18 protein-coding genes are annotated in these 15,243 nt (G+C 68.4%); 6 read left to right on the top strand and 12 right to left on the bottom strand.

The window, feature by feature from the left end; genetic code table 11:
• Positions 1 to 56: 56 nt before the first annotated feature.
• The 10 genes from VM306_RS13760 to VM306_RS13715 all read right to left on the bottom strand — a co-directional run bounded on the left by VM306_RS13760 (position 57) and on the right by VM306_RS13715 (position 7,425).
• Positions 57 to 230, bottom strand: a complete 174-nt coding sequence (locus VM306_RS13760; RefSeq protein ID WP_325514926.1) for a DUF397 domain-containing protein — start codon at positions 228 to 230, stop codon at positions 57 to 59.
• On the bottom strand, positions 205 to 1,056 hold the full coding sequence (locus VM306_RS13755; protein ID WP_325514924.1) for a helix-turn-helix transcriptional regulator: 852 nt from the start codon (positions 1,054 to 1,056) through the stop codon (positions 205 to 207). The genes VM306_RS13760 and VM306_RS13755 overlap by 26 nt, the downstream gene beginning before the upstream one ends.
• A gap of 60 nt (positions 1,057 to 1,116) precedes the next feature.
• Positions 1,117 to 2,052, bottom strand: coding sequence for an asparaginase (locus VM306_RS13750; protein WP_325514922.1), 936 nt, complete (start codon positions 2,050 to 2,052; stop codon positions 1,117 to 1,119).
• Between the two features lie 15 nt (positions 2,053 to 2,067).
• Entirely contained in the window at positions 2,068 to 2,745 is a 678-nt protein-coding gene (locus tag VM306_RS13745; RefSeq protein WP_325514920.1) for a polysaccharide lyase family 7 protein, read from the bottom strand.
• Positions 2,746 to 2,885: 140 nt separating this feature from the next.
• On the bottom strand, positions 2,886 to 3,449 hold the full coding sequence (locus VM306_RS13740; protein WP_325514918.1) for a dihydrofolate reductase family protein: 564 nt from the start codon (positions 3,447 to 3,449) through the stop codon (positions 2,886 to 2,888).
• Positions 3,450 to 3,514: 65 nt separating this feature from the next.
• Positions 3,515 to 4,078, bottom strand: a complete 564-nt coding sequence (locus VM306_RS13735) for a cupin (RefSeq protein WP_325514916.1) — start codon at positions 4,076 to 4,078, stop codon at positions 3,515 to 3,517.
• Positions 4,075 to 4,671, bottom strand: a complete 597-nt coding sequence (gene mtnB, locus VM306_RS13730; protein ID WP_325514913.1) for a methylthioribulose 1-phosphate dehydratase — start codon at positions 4,669 to 4,671, stop codon at positions 4,075 to 4,077. The genes VM306_RS13735 and mtnB overlap by 4 nt, the downstream gene beginning before the upstream one ends.
• Positions 4,668 to 5,324, bottom strand: a complete 657-nt coding sequence (mtnC, locus tag VM306_RS13725; RefSeq protein ID WP_325514911.1) for an acireductone synthase — start codon at positions 5,322 to 5,324, stop codon at positions 4,668 to 4,670. Before mtnC ends, mtnB begins: the two co-directional genes overlap by 4 nt.
• Positions 5,321 to 6,322 carry a s-methyl-5-thioribose-1-phosphate isomerase gene (locus VM306_RS13720; protein WP_325514909.1) on the bottom strand — a complete coding sequence of 334 codons (1,002 nt, stop codon included), beginning with the start codon at positions 6,320 to 6,322 and terminating at the stop codon, positions 5,321 to 5,323. The genes mtnC and VM306_RS13720 overlap by 4 nt, the downstream gene beginning before the upstream one ends.
• On the bottom strand, positions 6,322 to 7,425 hold the full coding sequence (locus tag VM306_RS13715) for an acyl-CoA dehydrogenase family protein (RefSeq protein WP_325514907.1): 1,104 nt from the start codon (positions 7,423 to 7,425) through the stop codon (positions 6,322 to 6,324). The genes VM306_RS13720 and VM306_RS13715 overlap by 1 nt, the downstream gene beginning before the upstream one ends.
• A gap of 142 nt (positions 7,426 to 7,567) precedes the next feature.
• Between VM306_RS13715 and VM306_RS13710 the strand changes: the two genes are divergently transcribed.
• Positions 7,568 to 7,771 (top strand): cold-shock protein, encoded by a 204-nt coding sequence (locus tag VM306_RS13710; protein WP_325514905.1) that lies wholly within the window; start codon positions 7,568 to 7,570, stop codon positions 7,769 to 7,771.
• 354 nt (positions 7,772 to 8,125) lie between these two features.
• Here VM306_RS13710 and VM306_RS13705 read toward each other — a convergent pair whose 3' ends face one another.
• Positions 8,126 to 8,914, bottom strand: coding sequence for a hypothetical protein (locus VM306_RS13705; RefSeq protein WP_325514903.1), 789 nt, complete (start codon positions 8,912 to 8,914; stop codon positions 8,126 to 8,128).
• A gap of 390 nt (positions 8,915 to 9,304) precedes the next feature.
• On the opposite strand from VM306_RS13705, the gene VM306_RS13700 reads away from it, so the two are divergent.
• Together VM306_RS13700 and VM306_RS13695 are read left to right on the top strand one after the other, a co-directional pair.
• Positions 9,305 to 10,501 carry a PI-PLC domain-containing protein gene (locus VM306_RS13700; protein WP_325514899.1) on the top strand — a complete coding sequence of 399 codons (1,197 nt, stop codon included), beginning with the start codon at positions 9,305 to 9,307 and terminating at the stop codon, positions 10,499 to 10,501.
• Between the two features lie 30 nt (positions 10,502 to 10,531).
• On the top strand, positions 10,532 to 11,611 hold the full coding sequence (locus tag VM306_RS13695; protein WP_325514897.1) for a PLP-dependent aminotransferase family protein: 1,080 nt from the start codon (positions 10,532 to 10,534) through the stop codon (positions 11,609 to 11,611).
• Here VM306_RS13695 and VM306_RS13690 read toward each other — a convergent pair.
• The gene (locus VM306_RS13690; protein WP_325514893.1) at positions 11,574 to 12,401 is read right to left on the bottom strand and encodes a glycosyltransferase family 2 protein; all 828 of its coding nucleotides are present in this window, start codon (positions 12,399 to 12,401) and stop codon (positions 11,574 to 11,576) included. The two genes, VM306_RS13695 and VM306_RS13690, sit on opposite strands and share 38 nt — an antisense overlap.
• Positions 12,402 to 12,494: 93 nt before the next feature.
• Between VM306_RS13690 and VM306_RS13685 the strand changes: the two genes are divergently transcribed.
• From VM306_RS13685 to VM306_RS13675, 3 genes are read left to right on the top strand one after another with little or no spacing between them, the layout of a single operon-like run.
• The gene (locus tag VM306_RS13685; RefSeq protein WP_325514890.1) at positions 12,495 to 13,073 is read left to right on the top strand and encodes a helix-turn-helix domain-containing protein; all 579 of its coding nucleotides are present in this window, start codon (positions 12,495 to 12,497) and stop codon (positions 13,071 to 13,073) included.
• The gene (locus tag VM306_RS13680) at positions 13,070 to 14,401 is read left to right on the top strand and encodes an FAD-binding oxidoreductase (protein WP_325514887.1); all 1,332 of its coding nucleotides are present in this window, start codon (positions 13,070 to 13,072) and stop codon (positions 14,399 to 14,401) included. The genes VM306_RS13685 and VM306_RS13680 overlap by 4 nt, the downstream gene beginning before the upstream one ends.
• 11 nt (positions 14,402 to 14,412) lie before the next feature.
• A complete protein-coding gene (locus VM306_RS13675; protein WP_325514884.1) occupies positions 14,413 to 15,231 on the top strand; it encodes an alpha/beta hydrolase in 819 nt (272 codons plus the stop codon).
• Positions 15,232 to 15,243 lie beyond the last annotated feature (12 nt).

Raw genomic sequence — 15,243 nt, 5'->3', positions numbered from 1 at the left:
CCCTCAGTGCTGGCGGGATTCCGACCTCACCGGCCACGGTCGTCAGAACGAGTTGGTCAGAGCCAGTTGATCAGGGCGCGCCAGGCAGTGGCGGAGAACGCGAGCACCTCAGGGCTCGCGTTCTTCGTGTCCCGGACGAGGGCGTCCTGGGCCAGCGACACCTCGACGCAGTCGCCCGATCCATTGGCCGTGCTGTAGCTGCTCTTACGCCAGATCCGTTCGGGGGCCATGGAAGTCCTCTCGCAGTCCGCTGACGTACTCCGCCAGCTTGCTCCGAGATTGTTCCGCATCCAAGGCCACGGCATCCAAGCGCTCGAACATCCTCCTGGCCCGCTTCACCGCCGCGTCGTCCTGAGCGAACACCTGCGCCATGTCGGTCTCCGTGAACACCACCGGCCGGGCCTTGTCGAACTCGTACAACGTGAACTTCGACTGCGGAACAGCACTTCTGACGTACGCGGGCACGATGCGGAGGGTGTGGGTCCTGAAGAGCAGTCGCAGGTACTGGTCTTGCATGACTCGGGCATCTCCCACCAGCATCTGCAAGGCGAGCTCGTGCACGTAGAACAGGCACTCCGGGCGGTACACCCGCTGCAGGATCGACTGCCGCTCGATGCGGGCCTCGACGAACGCATCGACGTCCTCCGGCGCCTCGATCCCACCCGCGGCGAGCAGGGCTCGGGCATAGCTTCGCGTCTGGAGGAGGCCCGGCAGGACGACGACCTCGTACGAGGTGATCGTGTGCGCCGTCGCCTCGGTCATCGCCAGGGTGCGCAGGTTGTCCGGCAGCTGCACACAGTAGGCGTCGAAGGCGTGGTGGTAGCGACTGCGGAACTCCTCCAGGTACTCGAGGTTCTTGCCGCACGTCGCCACGTACTGCACGAGGTCGACCTCGGTCGCGCGCACCTTGCCGTGTTCGATGTTCGACACCTTGCTCGGGTCCCAGCCGAGGTGAGCCGCCATCGCCCGACCGGTGAACGACGTCGACGATTCCCTCAACCGGCGCAGTTCGTCACCTAGATCCCGGCTGTACGCGGTGGATGCGATCGTGGTCATTCCTGCGAAGCTAGGGCTTGGGGACGCCCCACGCACCGGCTCGTTCGGGTGAAAACGGCGCTAAAAGACACCGCCCCGAGCTGCGAAAACGTCCTCGATGGGCTGCGCGGCGCCGAGGGCGAGCCGCAGCAGCACCCGCGCCTTGCGCGGGCACAACCACCCGGCCATCACCGCGCCGCGTGCGATCAGGTCCGACTCGGAGCCGGGGAAGCCGTAGGTGCTGCGGAACGTCGTCCCGGCCCCGGTCCGCGACGCGACCACCACCGGGAACCGGGCGCGCGAGATCGCCTCGGCCATGCCCGTCGACACGTGCCCGACACCGGAGGCCGCGACCACCACTCCCCCGGTGTTGAGCCAGTCGAGCAGGGAGCCGTCATCGTCCACAGTGGTCTCGATGAGCGGGACCGTTGGCGTGCCGAGGGGTCGCGGCAGCGCGGGAAGCTGGTGCGCGGGGTGGAAGTAGTGGGGCGCGCCCTCGATGACGAGTCCGAGCGGGCCGGGGAACGACTCGAAGGCGTTCGGGAGGCTGCTGTGCGCCTTGCGGACCCAGCGGGCGGCGTGGATCGAGTCGTTGAGCACCAGCAGCGCGCCTCGGCCGCGTGAGTTCGGGGCGCCGGCCACCGCGACGGCGGCGGCGAGGTTGGCCGGGCCGTCCGCGCCGGGGAGTCCTGGGTGCCGCATCGCGCCGGTGACGACGAGGGGTTCCTCGTGCGGCCACAGGCAGTCGAAGAAGTAGGCGGTTTCTTCCAGGGTGTCGGTGCCTTGGATGACCACGACGCCGGCCGCGCCCTGCGAGACCTGCTTGTCGGCCCAGTCGAAGGTCTCCAGCAGGGTGGTGAACGTCAGCGAGGCGCCGGGGATCGTGGCCAGGGTGGCGATCTCTCCCACCTCCAGGCCCTGGACGAGGTCTCGCGCGCCCAGGGTCGGTGACACCGCACCGGAGCCCGTCATCGTGATCGTGCCGCCGAGCGATGCCACCGCCACCTGTGAGCTCATGCCCTCACCTTAGGGTCACTGGCGCCAGTAGGTGATGTTGCGAAAACGGGCCTCCGCGCGGCCGCTGCCGTGGTGGTAGACGCCGTTCTTGAAATAGCGCGTCGCCGGGCCCTCGTCGGGGTGGGTGAGTTTCAGGGCGCCGTTGTAGTAGACCTTGACGGTGCCCGTGCCGCCCGCTACGGCGGTGTGTTCGACGCGGATCTTGAACCATTTGTTGTAAATGCCGGTCGCGATGACCTGGTTGCTGTCCTTGCGCAACGAGCCGCCGTTGACGTTGGCGACGTTGAGCATGACGTCGGTGGCTCGGGTGCCGTCCGGGCGGCTGCCGCGCAGGATCTGCACGACCGTCGGACCGCTCACGCCGGACGGGATGTAGATCTCGCCCTCCCAGGCGCGCTGGCCGCTCGAGTACTCGTGGTTGAAGCGCATTTCGGTGCGCGGATCCGTCGGGCTGCCTTCGGTGTGGGGCTGGTCGTAGTCGTAGACCCACATCGTGTGCACGCCGCCCTCGAACTTGTAGCGGCTGCTGAGGGCGAGGTTGTACGGCTTCTGGACGGTGTAGGTGTACGGCGCTGACGTCCACTGCGCGGACGGCGGCTGAGCGAGGGCATGAGCCGCCGGGGCCACGATCAGGGGTGCGGTCAGCGCGAGGGCGAGCACGGAGCGTCGTGTGTGGAGAGCAGGGGTTTCCACGGTGAATCCCTCCGACCTTCGATTAGTGGTCTGTACCACTTTGGGGGCACGGAGGCGGAGGGATCAACACTTTCCGGAAATACCGGGACGATGTTCAGAAGGGCGAACTTTTCACATTCTTGAACCCCTTCGACAACGGCTCAACGCCTCGTCTGGTACCTGGTCAGGACGATTCCACCGGAAAACGTCCTGGTCTCCACCAGGTCCAGGTTCACCCAGTTGTCCAGGGCCGTGAAGAACGGCTTGCCGCCGCCCACCAGGACGGGGGCGGTGACCAGCACGTACTCGTCGATCAACCCGGCCCGCATGGCCGCCGCGGCGAGCGTGGCGCCGACGACGTCCATGGGGCCGCCGTCCCCGGCTTTGAGCCGGGCGATCTCGGTGACCGCGTCTCCGGTGACCAGGCGGGTGTTCCAGTCGACCGTCCTGGTCGTCGACGAGAACACCACCTTCGGCATCTCACGCCAGCGGCGGGCGTACTCGGCGTGCGCCGGTGTGACACCGGGCCGCTGGTCGGCGGTCGGCCAGTGGGAGCTCATGCCCTCCCACACCCTGCGGCCGTACAGCGCGAGGCTCGTCGCCCCGACCCGGTCGGACCACCACTGGAACAGCTCGTCGCTCGGCACGCTCCAGCCGAGGTCGTCGCCCGGCGCGGCGACGTAGCCGTCCAAGCTCGTGTTCATGGCGTAGGACAGTGTCCGCATCGCGTCAGCCTCCCGTGTAGTCGGTGTTCGGCGTGAAGACCGGCGCGGCACGGGAAAATCATCGGTCAGATTCCGGCACGCAGCTCGTCGAAGGTCGGGAACTTCGTGGCGATGTCGCTGCCGGTGAAGTTGCCGATCCAGCCGTCGTCGTCGTGGAAGAACCGGATCGACACGTAGTCGGGTTCGGTGCCCATGTCGAACCAGTGCGTGGTGTTCGCCGGGACGCTCAGCAGGTCGCCCGCCGTGCAGAACACCGCGTAGACCTTGTCGCCGATGTGCAGGTAGAAAACGCCCGCGCCACGGGCGAAGTAGCGGTCCTCGTCGTCGTCGTGCGTGTGCTCGGCGAGGAACTTGGTGCGGAACTCGACGGCCTTCGCGCGGTACTCGTCGGTGTCGGCCGGGGCCATCTCCATCGCGTCGACGTAGGTGTAGCCCTCCGTCTCGCTGACGCGGGCGACGTCCTTCTCGTAGACCTGCAAGGCGTTCTCGGCGGTCACACCGTCCACGACGGACCACCGGTGGAAGCGCACGCCGTGCTCCTTGAGCTCGGTGGCGATCTCGTCCGGGTCCGTCGTGCGGACGAGGACCTCGTCGGGGCCGGAGTCCGGCCACACCGTCAGCAGCGTCATGCGTGCCTCCCCGTAAAGATGTCTCGCGTCTCCACCTTGAAGCGCAGCAGCCACTCCAGGCATTCCAGGCGGTGCCTCGCCTGCACCAGGTCGTCGCCCCACACGTACACGCCGTGCCGCGCCACGATCAGCGCGGGCGTCCGGGGATCGAAGCCCTTCTCGAAGGCGTCGCCCAGCTCGACCATGTCCTGCGAGTTGCGCACGACCGGGACGACGACCTCTTCGTGGTCGTAGCGGCCGAACCCCTTGAGCATTTCGAGGTCCTGCAACACCACGCCGTTCGGCCAGTGCTCGGCCGCCACGACCGGTGCCAGCGCGTGGACGTGCACGACGGCGCCTGCTCCGGCGACGCGCGCGATCCTGGCGTGCAGACCGGCTTCGGCGGACGGGACCTTGTCGCTGTCCACGGCGTTGCCGTCGGCGTCGATGACGACGCTGTCCTCAGCGGTGATCTCGCCCTTGTCGACTCCGCTGACCGTGACCGCGAGGCGGAGCGGATCCCGTTGCAGGACAACGGAGAGATTACCGCTCGTGCCGCGCATCCAGCCCATCTGCGCGTAGCGGACGCACTCGCGGGCGAGCTCCGCCGTCACGAGAGCTCCCAGACCGTCGGGTGGGGCGTGAAGTCGGCGTTGGCGTACGGCTCACCGGGGCGCGCGACGCCGACCGTCTTCCAGCCCGCCTCCTGCGCCGCGTGCAGCTCGGCGGGAACGTCGCTGTAGAACGTGATGTCGTCGCCCTGCAGCACCGAGGCGATCTTGTGGTACGACGCGGCCTCGCGCTTCGGGCCCGCGTTGACCGTGTCGAAGTGGTGCTCCAGCAACGGGGTCAGGTCTCCGTCGGTGGTGTGCCGGAAGAACGCGATCTGACCCGCGACCGAACCGCTGGAGAAGATCGCGAGCCTCACGCCGTCGTCGTGCCACTTGCGCAGCGCGGAGACGACGTCCGGGAAGAACTCCGCCACCAGGTCGCCCTGCGCGTAGCCCTGCTGCCAGATGAGGCCCTGCAACGTCTTGAGGGGCGTGACCTTCTGGTCGGCGTCCATCCAGTCGTGCAGTGCTTTGACGACGTCGTCGTGGCCCGACAGCTCCTTGATCTGCCTCACGGCGTCGGCGACCACCGGGTCGTCACCGTGCTGCTCGATCCACGGCCCGAGCCGCGGGCGGGCGTAGTCGTAGAGGACGACCAGCACCTGGTCCGTCGCGCTCAGCGTGCCCTCGATGTCGAGCACGACCCACTTGCTCACCGCTGTTCTCCCTCGTAGTACTTGTCCAGCTCCCCGGCGCGGAACACCCCTCGGTCCGTCACGACGTCCGTGACGAACCTCGGTGGCGTCACGTCGAACGCCGGGTACAGCCCTTTCACCCTCGGCGTGGCACTGGGCGTGCCGAGGACCTGCAGCACCTCGGCGCCGTCGCGGTACTCGATCTCCACGTGGTCCGTCGTGGGCGCCGCGTGGTCGGGTGCCTGCACCTGGGCGTGGAACGGTACGCCGAACGCGTGCGCGGCCACGGCCAGTCCCAGTGTGCCGACCTTGTTGATGACGTGCCCGTCCATGGTGACGCGATCGGCCGCCGTGACCAACGCGTCCACCGCCCCGCTTTGCAGCACTGCCGCGCCCATGCCGTCGGTGATGAGCGTGGTGTCGATGCCCATCTCGATCAACGTCTCGGCGGTGAGCCGGGCTCCCTGCAGGTAGGGGCGGGTCTCGGTGCAGAAGAACTTCAGCGTCTTGTTCTGGCGCTGGGCCGCCCTGACCGTCTCGGTCAGGTAGAGGTCGGCCCAGCAGTGGGTCATGATCGTGGCGTTGTCGTCGAGCAGGCTCGCCGTGTGCTCGCCCAGCGCCCGGCTCTTGGCGCGGTAGCGGCGGTCGCCCTCTTCGGCGCCGTTCAGGGCGTGCGTGACGTCCCGCGCCGCGTCCACGTGGTCGAGGACGACCTCGGTGGCCTTGCGCAGGGCGTTGTTGGTGCGCCTGGTGTTCTCGAGCAGCCTGGCGGTTCCCGCCAGTTCCGCGCGGGCCTCCTCGAACGGGAGGTGTTCGAGGGTGCGGGCCTTGAGCACCATGCCGTACAGCACCGCGAAGTACGGGCCGGAGGACTGGGTGACCATGTCCTCGATGGCCCGCGCGACGTCCTCGGCCGTCCGGCACAGCACCCAGTCGCGTTCGAACGGGAACCGGCGGCGGTCGAGGATCAGCACTCCGTCGTCGGTGAGCCTGACCGAGTCGGCGAGGACCGGCTGCATCAGCTGTACCCGGTGTGGGCGGGGCGGGCGCCGGTCAGGAAGTTCTCGCCGACCTCGCGCGCCTTGTAGACGACCGGGTCGTGCAACGTGAGCGTGCGGGCGTTGCGCCAGAAGCGGTCCACGCCGTACTTGGCGGCCGTTCCGCGCGCACCGACCTGCTCGAAGATGCGGCTGGTGACCTCGTTGACGAGCTTGGTGCTCACGACCTTGGCCTCGGAGATGGTGACCGCGACCTCGGCGCGCTGGGCGGGGGTCAGCTGGCGGCCGAGCTCGGTGGCCTCGTGGAGCTGCCGGGCGGCCTCGTCCGCGAGCAGCCCGGCGGCCCTGGTCTGCGACACCATCTCGCCGTACGCGACGACGATGTACGGATCGTCGGTGGCCGCTTCGACGCCGCTGACGAACCACGGCCGGGTCTTGGTGCGGGTGTAGTCGGCGGCTTCCGCGAGCGCGCCTTCGGCGATGGCCACGTAGAGCTGGGCGAGCACGAGCTGGAAGCCGATCGCGGCGAGGCTGAGGCGCGGGTCCTCGTTGGCGGGCTGCACGCCGAGGATCTCGGACACCTCGACGTTCTCGAAGCTGACGCCACCGGACGCCGTGAGGCGCTGACCGATGTTGTCCCAGTCGTCCAGGTAGGTGATTCCCGGGGCCTTGCCGTCGAGCAGGAACGTGAGCTTCTCGCCGTCGTCCGTGCGCGTGGCGCTGACGACGAGCCGGTCGGCCACGGCGGCGCCGGTGGCGAAGGTCTTGCGGCCGTTGAGCACGTAGCCGCCGCTGCCGGTGGGGCTGAGCTCGAGCGCGGCGTCGAGGGGGTTGCTCACGCCGGCCCAGAACTGGTCGCGCGCCCTGCCGAACGGGACGTCGAACAGGCCGCTGCGCCAGATCTGCAGGTAGTGGTACCCGAGGAGGTGCCCGGCGTTGGCGTCGGCGGCACCGACGATCCGGCCCACGCGCTGCTGGGCCGCCCAGTCGTCGACGTTGAGCAGACCGCTCTGCCGGAGCAGTTCCACCTCTTTGACGGGCGGCTGGTTGGCCCGGTCCCTGTCGGCCGCGTCGGACCTGAGCGTCGCCGCCACGTCGTGCGCGACGTCCAGCCAGTTCGTCATCCCCTGCTCCTCTCAGCGGTACCCGGTCCAACTTACTTCGTCACACCACCGGGCTAACCACGATGTGGGAGAGACCGTCCGCTGGCAGACTTTCCCGCGTGCCCCGCTCTGGCGGGGGAGCGACATCTAGGGAGCAATCGGTATGGCGCAAGGCATCGTCAAGTGGTTCAACGGCGAGAAGGGCTTCGGATTCATCGCGCAGGACGGCGGTGGCCCGGACGTCTTCGTGCACTACTCGCAGATCCAGGGCAACGGCTTCAAGTCGCTCGAGGAGCAGCAGCGAGTGGAGTTCGAGATCGGCCAGGGTCAGAAGGGACCGCAGGCGCAGGCCGTTCGCGCCATCTGATTGATCTTCCACGAGCCCGTCCGGTGTCGTCCCGGACGGGCTCTTCTCATGTCCAAGACCGGCTCTGAGCTGGGCTTCCCGAAATTGTCAGACCCGTCTGCCATCGTGATCACATCGCTCCACCGGAGACCACGATGATCGAAAGGCTGGGACTGCCGTGCGCGTTGTCGCATCGTTCGGCGTTGAACGCTCGGGTCGCTCTGTTCGCGCCGTGATGCCCACGACAGGTGGTGAGGTCCGGAGCACCCCGCCGGACCGGCGTCCTCGCCGGAGCCAGGCCGCGCGCCGTCCGGGAGAGATCTTCCCGGAGTGAGTGGCAACCGAAGGAGCCGCCTCGAATGCGACCGCGTTCACTCAGCTGCCTGCTCCACGAGGGAAGCCGAGTGACCTGAGCAACAGGTCGATCTCATGAGCGCGGGAGCTTCGCGTCGGCACCACCTCGCGGAGCCTGCTCAGGCTCGCTTCGAGCTTCGGCGTGACCTCCGAGGGGCCGGTGAAAGCCGTCAGCACTCGCAAGGTCTTGATCGCCCAGTACTGGTTGAACGCGCTTTGTTCACGAGCGAGCACGTCGATCACGGTGTCGACCTGTCCGGCATCGGGCTTCCTGTGGAGTCCCGCGTAGCCGGTCAGCCGGCGGTCAGGATCCTCGTCCCGCAACGCGATGCCCACGTCGAACGCCGGTGCTCGCCCGACAGCGACGATCATCGAGCCGAACAGCTGATCCATGAAGTCCGTTCGACTGTCCGAGCGCGGCAACTGTCGCAGACGTCGCATTTCACGAACCAGTTCGTCCAAATCTGGAGCATGTCCGGTCGGCTGGCCATCGTGCACCGAACTGCTCGACTGGGCGGCGCCCAGAGCGGCTTGAGCGACGCTGGAGGCGTCGTCGACGCCCGCCTTGCCTTCCGTCGCGACCTGCTCCACCCGCTCCTCAAGCTCGCGGTACTTCAACTTGAGCCCGCCGGGTAGTTCGAGGCTTTCCAACAGGCTGCCCAACCACGGCACCAGCGCAAGCCCCAGCAACAGAACGGTGGTGGAGTCGATCTTGGCGGACGGCCATGCAACGTGCACGGTCGCCGCGGCGATCGCAGCGCTGGAGATGACGTAGCCGAACCACCGAGGCCTGCTTCCCCTGCCGGCCACTTGTCCTCCTCGATCGACATGTGCAAGCGACCGGACATGTCCGTCGTTCGGTACTGAGCAGTCGTGAAAGGGAAGGAGAGCGTTATCGCACCTCGGCACGGAGCCGTGAACTTCACCCGCAAGGCCGAACAACAGCATTCGCAGACGAGCTCAGAGGGGCCCGCAGGAACGACGGCTGGAGTGAGTGGCAACCGAGGGAGTCGAACCCTGCGCGGCTTGTGAAGGCGGCGCTCAGAACCGGCCCGAACCCTTCGGCTGGGCGACGGCTGCCGTGGAGTTTTCCCGTCTACCCAGATGGAGCGGCTCGCGACACGCGGGATACCAGCACTGTTAAACGACCACTCGCTTGAAACTGTGTCATGTTTCACTCGGATGGATGACGCTGGTCACATGCGACGTCTCCCTGCCCTCGCAGCCCTGCTGCTCCTTCCCCTGGTGCCCGCCACCGCGAACGCGGCTCCGTCGGGCACGTACTACATCACCGGTGCCGGCACCGGCCTCAACGTCGCCCAGAGCGGCGGCGGACTGGCGCTGCACCGACCCCAAGGCAACGAGGACCACCAGCAATGGCGGCTGAGCGACGGGAAGTTCGAGAACACCGACTCGCCGGGCCAGTGCATCACCCGCCAGCTCACCATGGGTTCGTGCTCACAAGGGGATGCGGTTCACAGTCCCGTCCAGTTCGGTGATCAGTGGGAGTTCTTCAGCCTCGGCGGTGAGACGCGCTGGTACCTGACGCCGGTCGTCAACCGGACCGAGCCGATGCCGGCCGATCCCCGGCTCGACCAGATGACGTTCCTGACCGCCCACAACGCCTATGCGAACGGGGTGGACGGCGGGTTCGCGCCGCCGTTCGTCAACCTCGCCAAGAACCAGACGCGCGGCATCGTGCAGCAGCTGAACGATGGCGTGCGCGGGTTCATGCTGGACATCCACCAGACCGCGGACGGCGCGATCCTCTGCCACAACAGCTGCACGCTCGTGAGCAAGCCCGTGGCGCTCAACGTCGACGTCCAGCGGATCGTGGACTTCCTCGCGAACAACCGCGGCGAGATCGTCACGGTGTTCCTGGAGGACTACGTCGACGCGAACACACTGCGCGCCGAGTTGCGCAAGGTGCGAGGCCTGAACGACGTGCTCTACCGCGCAGAGGGCGTGCAGCAGAATGGGTGGCCGACGCGCAGCCAGTTGCAGAGCGGCAACAAGCGTCTGATCATCTTCACCGACCACGGCAAGGACGGGCGCGAGGACAGCGGCGTGCTGCACCAGAAGGACTGGACCGTCGAGAACTACTGGTCGATGGGATCGGGCCTGGGCAGTTCGGACTGGTCCTGCTACAGCCGATGGGATGAAAAACCACTCACGGCGACGGGCAGCTTCCAGCCTTTGTTCGTCATGAACCACTTCCGGGACGTCCCGATCACCGGCACGGCCACGTCGGACAACGGCAAGCTCGCGAACAGGGCCCAGCAGTTCTGCCAGCCCGCGGCGAGGAAGAAGCCGAACTTCCTGGCGGTTGATCTCTACCACTTGGGCAACGCCGCGCAAGCAGTCGGTCAGCTGAACTCGTACGTATATAGGCCGTAGCCCAAATGGTGGGAGTTGTACGCTCCGCGCATGGCCTCGATCCTGTTCACGCGCGGAGCGCCCTCTCTCGACATCATCGACCAGGAGGGTCTGCGCGAAGCGGCGCAGAAAGCCTTCACGGACGACCCCGGCGGCACGTTCGCGTACGGCACGAGCGTCGGTTACGTGCCGTTGCGCGCGTGGATCGCGGAACAGCACGGCGTCGAGCCGGAGCAGGTGCTCGTCACCAACGGGTCGATGCAGGCCGACGCGTTCCTGTTCGAACTGCTCGTGCAGCCGGGCGACGACGTGGTGGTCGAGGCGCCGACCTACGACCGCACGCTGCTGAACCTGCGCCAGCGCGGCGCGAAGATCCACGCGATCGAGCTGGAGACCGACGGCATCAACGTCGACGCGCTGGAGGAACTGCTGGAGAGCGGTGTGCGGCCGTCGCTCGCGCACATCATCCCGAACTTCCAGAACCCGGCCGGCTACACGCTGTCCGAGGCGAAGCGCGCGCGGCTGCTCGACCTCGCGGCCAAGTCCGACTTCGTGCTCTTCGAGGACGACCCGTACATCAAGGTGCGCTTCGAGGGCGAGGCGCTGCCGACGATGCTCTCGCAGGACTCGAACGAGAAGGTCGTCTACGCGTCGTCGTTCTCGAAGACCATGGCGCCCGGCATCCGCTGCGGCTACCTGGTCGGTCCGAAGGCGATCATCAAGAAGATCCAGGACATCGCGACCACCACGTACATCTCGCCGAACATGGTGGCGCAGTCGATCGTGAACTCGTACTGCCGTTCGGGCCGTATCGACGAGTCGGTCGTGAACGTCCAGAAGGCGTTGCGCGCGCGCAGGGACGCTCTCGTCGCGGCGTTGCAGCGTGAACTGCCCGAGGCCGTCTTCACGGCGCCGCAGGGCGGCTACTTCATGTGGGTCGAGCTGCCGGGCGTGTCGATCGAGAAGCTCGCCCCGGCCGCCAAGGAGCACGGCGTCGAGTTCGTGAAGGGCTCCGACTTCCTGCTGGAGGGCGGCGACAACGAGCTGCGCCTCGCGTTCTCGGGCGTCACGCCGGAGCAGATCGACGAGGGCGTCACCCGCCTCGCGGCGGCCGTCCGCTCACTTTCCTGATCTGCGCTTCCAGGTGTTCCGGCAGCTCACGACGCTGCCGGAGCGCTTGGCGCAGCCGGGGTAGCGCCGCGCGGAACGCCCGCGGGTCCTTCAGCGACGCCGCCAGGGCGCTGCCCACCGGCCGTCGCATCCACGACGCCAGCACGGCGTTGCGCCGCTCGACGATCTCCCCGTCCGGTGCCCGCGAGGCCGCCGGGTGGTGGTGCGCCACCACGTCCTCGACGTAGCAGAGCGCCCACCCCGCCGCCGCGAGGTCCCACGACAGCAACGTCTCCTCGCCGCGGAAGAACAGCACCGGGCTGAACCCGCCCACCTCCAGGAACGCCTGCCGCCGCGCGATCGCCGAGCAGGCCATGAACCCGAGCACCGCCGGCCCGGCGACTCCCTCGCCCAACGGGCTGTGGCGCAGCAGCGGCGTGATCGGATCCGGTGTCTCCGACGGCCCCACCAGCGTGCGTGCGGCGATCAGCGCCAGGTCCGGGTGTTCGTCGAAGATCGGCTCCGCTCGTTCGAGCGCGTCGGGCGCCCACCACGAGTCGTCGTCGCTGAAGGCCACGAACGGTGTCCGCGCCGCCTGCACGCCGAGGTTGCGTCCCACCGCACCTCGGTTCACCGCCGACTCCAGCAGCAAGACGTACGGGAACTCCTTGCGCACACGGGAAACCGTGTCGTCAGTGGACGCGTTGTCGACCAGGATCACGGGCACCGCGAGCTCGCTGAGGTGCGTCAGCGTGCGCATCAGGCTGTCCGCGCGGTTCTGCGTGGCGATGACGACGGTGGTCCGGGCCATGTCAGTCGTCTACCCCGCCCTGAGCCATCGACACTCTGTCAGTAGATGACGAAAAATCTGGCAGTAACTGTCATCGTGCGGTACGTTGACGACGTGGAAACACTCACCACACGTGCCGCGAAGGACCTGCGCACCCGCCTCGCCATCCAGGAGGCGGCCATCGCGCTGTGCCTGGACCAGGGCTTCGCCGCCACGTCGACGAAGGCGATCGCCGACCGCGCGGGCGTCTCCGAACGCACGCTCTTCCGCACGTTCGGGACCAAGGCCGCGATCTTCTGGTACGACGCGTTCCTCAGCCGGATCGTCCGCGCACTCGCCCCGGACCCGGACCCCGTCGCGGCGCTGGTGAAAGCCGTCCGCACGGCCATCGACACGATCACGCCGGAGCAGTGGGCGCTGGAGCTGGGCCGTCGTGCCGTGATCGTCCGGGAGCCGGACCTCATCGCCACCGGCACCCAGGAGCTGAACACCGGCGCGGCACGGATCGCCGCGATCCTCACGCCACCGCTCGCCTCCCCCGCGCAGGCCTTCGACCTGGTGCTCTTCGCGCGGTTCGCGGTGGCGGGCTTCGGCGTCGTCCCGATCCACGCGGACACCACCCCCGCCGACTGGGGTGCACAACTGGAACGGGTGGTGCACAAAGCCGCCCACGGCGCGTTGGAACGGTCATGAAGCTCCCGAACCTGATCACCGACCCGAACACGCTGGCGGGGCTCAGCCACGACGAGGCGGAGTGGGCGCCGGCGGGCACGCCGTTCGCCGCGTTCCGCCCGCAGTCCACCGAGGACGTTCAGCGGGCCGTGAAGGTCTGTGCCGAGAACAACGTCCCGATCGTGCCGAGGGGCGCGGGCACCGGGCTGTCCGGCGGCGCGAACGCCGTCGACGGCTGCCTGGTCCTCGACCTCAGCAGGATGAACCGGATCATCGAGATCGACGAGGAGAACCTGCTCGCCGTCGTGCAGCCGGGCGTCGTGAACGACGACCTGAAGAAAGCCGTTGCCGCGCTTGGGCTGTGGTACCCGCCGGATCCCGCGAGCTCGCCGTGGTCGACGATCGGCGGCAACGTCTCCACGAACGCGGGCGGCCTCTGCTGCCTCAAGTACGGGGTGACGCGCGACTACGTGCTGGGCCTGGAAGTCGTGATGGGCGGTCCCGTCGAGTACGGCACCGCGGTCAGGCTCGGCAGGCGCACCACCAAGGGCGTCGCGGGCTACGACCTGACGAGCCTGCTCGTCGGGTCCGAGGGCACGCTCGGCGTCGTCACGGAGATCACCCTGCGCCTGCGGCCGGCCCCGCGTCCCTCCACCACCGTCGTCGGCGCCTTCTCCAGCCTCGTCGCCGCAGGTCAGGCCGTCGCGCTGAGCACCAGCCGCGGTCTGCAGCCCGCCGCGCTGGAGCTGATCGACCGCGCGTGCCTGCAGGCCGTCGAGGACTGGAAGCACCTGGGAATCGAGCCGGACACCGAGGCGATGCTGCTGGCCCGCGCCGAGACGTCCGAGGACGCCGACGGCCTGGCCGCGGCCTTCACCGACGCGGGCGCCGCCTGGACCGAACGCTCGACGGACTCGACCGAGGCCGAAGCCCTCTTCGCGGCCCGCCGCCTGACCTACCCCGCCCTGGAACGCCTGGGCCCGCTGCTCACCGAGGACGTGTGCGTCCCGCGCTCCGCCGTCCCCGCGATGCTCGCCCGCATCGAGGAGACCGGTGCACGTCACGGAGTGCAAATTGCCACCATCGCCCACGCGGGCGACGGCAACTTGCACCCGTTGCTGATCACCCCGCCCGGCGACGACAACGCGCGCATCGCCGCCCAGGCGGCGTTCGACGACATCATCGACCAGGCCCTGGAGCTGGGCGGCACCGTCACCGGCGAACACGGCGTGGGCCTGCTCAAGCAGGACGGCATGATCCGCGAACTCGGCCCCGACGCGCACGCCGTGCAGCAGTCGATCAAGCACACCCTCGACCCCCTCAACCTGTTCAACCCGGGCAAGGCTTAAGGAGTCCGCGCATGCGCGTACCGGTAGACGGCGGCGACCTGGCCGTCGAGGTCCACGAAGGCGGCACCGCACCCGTGCTGGCCATCCACGGCGTCAGCGGCAGCCGCAAGCTGTGGAACTGGGTGGCGGCGCACGACATCACCCTCGTCACGCCGGACCTGCGCGGCCGCGGCGACAGCCACGAGCTGCCCGGCGGCTCCATCAGGCAACACGCCGACGACATGCTGCGCGTACTGGACGCGCTCGAACTGCCTTCGGCGACGGTGACCGGCATGTCCATGGGCGGTTACGTAGCCGTGGACCTGGCCGTGCGCTATCCGGACCGAGTGCGCGCGCTCGTACTGGTGGACGGCGGCCTCCCCATGCCCGCCCACGCTCAACTGTCCGAGGAAACCCTCACAGCAGCGATCGCCCCGCAGCTGGCGGCCCGCCAACGCACGTGGACCGTCGACGAGTACCTCACCGTGCACGCCACACTGAACCCGCTGGTCGACATCACGGACCCGCTGACCCGCGAGTACTACGCCCACGACCTGACGCCGGACGGCCACCTGAGACTGCCGGCCGAGACCCTGGTGGCCGACACCCGTGACGTCATCTTCGGCACCTCGCGCTGGCAGGAGCTGACCGTGCCGACGTGGTTCCTGCACGCCGAGTGGAGCACCGGCCCCGACTCGCCTCCCGCCTACACGGCCGGCCAGGCGCGGGCCTTCGCGGCGGAGCTCCCCGTGCTGCACGAGCCGGTGCTGATCAACGGGGTCGACCACGGCGGCACCGTGATGACCGCGGCGGGCGCGGCCGTGACGGCGGAGGTGCTGGCCGAGGCCTGAGCACTGCACCAC

It is taken from the genome of Lentzea sp. (genome assembly GCF_035525475.1).
Lineage (GTDB): Bacteria > Actinomycetota > Actinomycetes > Mycobacteriales > Pseudonocardiaceae > Lentzea.
This window is presented reverse-complemented; position numbering and strand designations above follow the sequence as displayed.

Coding starts and splice junctions, on each gene's coding strand:
- VM306_RS13760 (WP_325514926.1), bottom strand. CDS start 230: ATGGCCCCCGAACGGATCTGGCGTAAGAGCAGCTACAGCACGGCCAAT.
- VM306_RS13755 (WP_325514924.1), bottom strand. CDS start 1,056: ATGACCACGATCGCATCCACCGCGTACAGCCGGGATCTAGGTGACGAA.
- VM306_RS13750 (WP_325514922.1), bottom strand. CDS start 2,052: ATGAGCTCACAGGTGGCGGTGGCATCGCTCGGCGGCACGATCACGATG.
- VM306_RS13740 (WP_325514918.1), bottom strand. CDS start 3,449: ATGCGGACACTGTCCTACGCCATGAACACGAGCTTGGACGGCTACGTC.
- VM306_RS13735 (WP_325514916.1), bottom strand. CDS start 4,078: ATGACGCTGCTGACGGTGTGGCCGGACTCCGGCCCCGACGAGGTCCTC.
- VM306_RS13720 (WP_325514909.1), bottom strand. CDS start 6,322: ATGCAGCCGGTCCTCGCCGACTCGGTCAGGCTCACCGACGACGGAGTG.
- VM306_RS13715 (WP_325514907.1), bottom strand. CDS start 7,425: ATGACGAACTGGCTGGACGTCGCGCACGACGTGGCGGCGACGCTCAGG.
- VM306_RS13710 (WP_325514905.1), top strand. CDS start 7,568: ATGGCGCAAGGCATCGTCAAGTGGTTCAACGGCGAGAAGGGCTTCGGA.
- VM306_RS13700 (WP_325514899.1), top strand. CDS start 9,305: ATGCGACGTCTCCCTGCCCTCGCAGCCCTGCTGCTCCTTCCCCTGGTG.
- VM306_RS13695 (WP_325514897.1), top strand. CDS start 10,532: ATGGCCTCGATCCTGTTCACGCGCGGAGCGCCCTCTCTCGACATCATC.
- VM306_RS13690 (WP_325514893.1), bottom strand. CDS start 12,401: ATGGCCCGGACCACCGTCGTCATCGCCACGCAGAACCGCGCGGACAGC.
- VM306_RS13680 (WP_325514887.1), top strand. CDS start 13,070: ATGAAGCTCCCGAACCTGATCACCGACCCGAACACGCTGGCGGGGCTC.
- VM306_RS13675 (WP_325514884.1), top strand. CDS start 14,413: ATGCGCGTACCGGTAGACGGCGGCGACCTGGCCGTCGAGGTCCACGAA.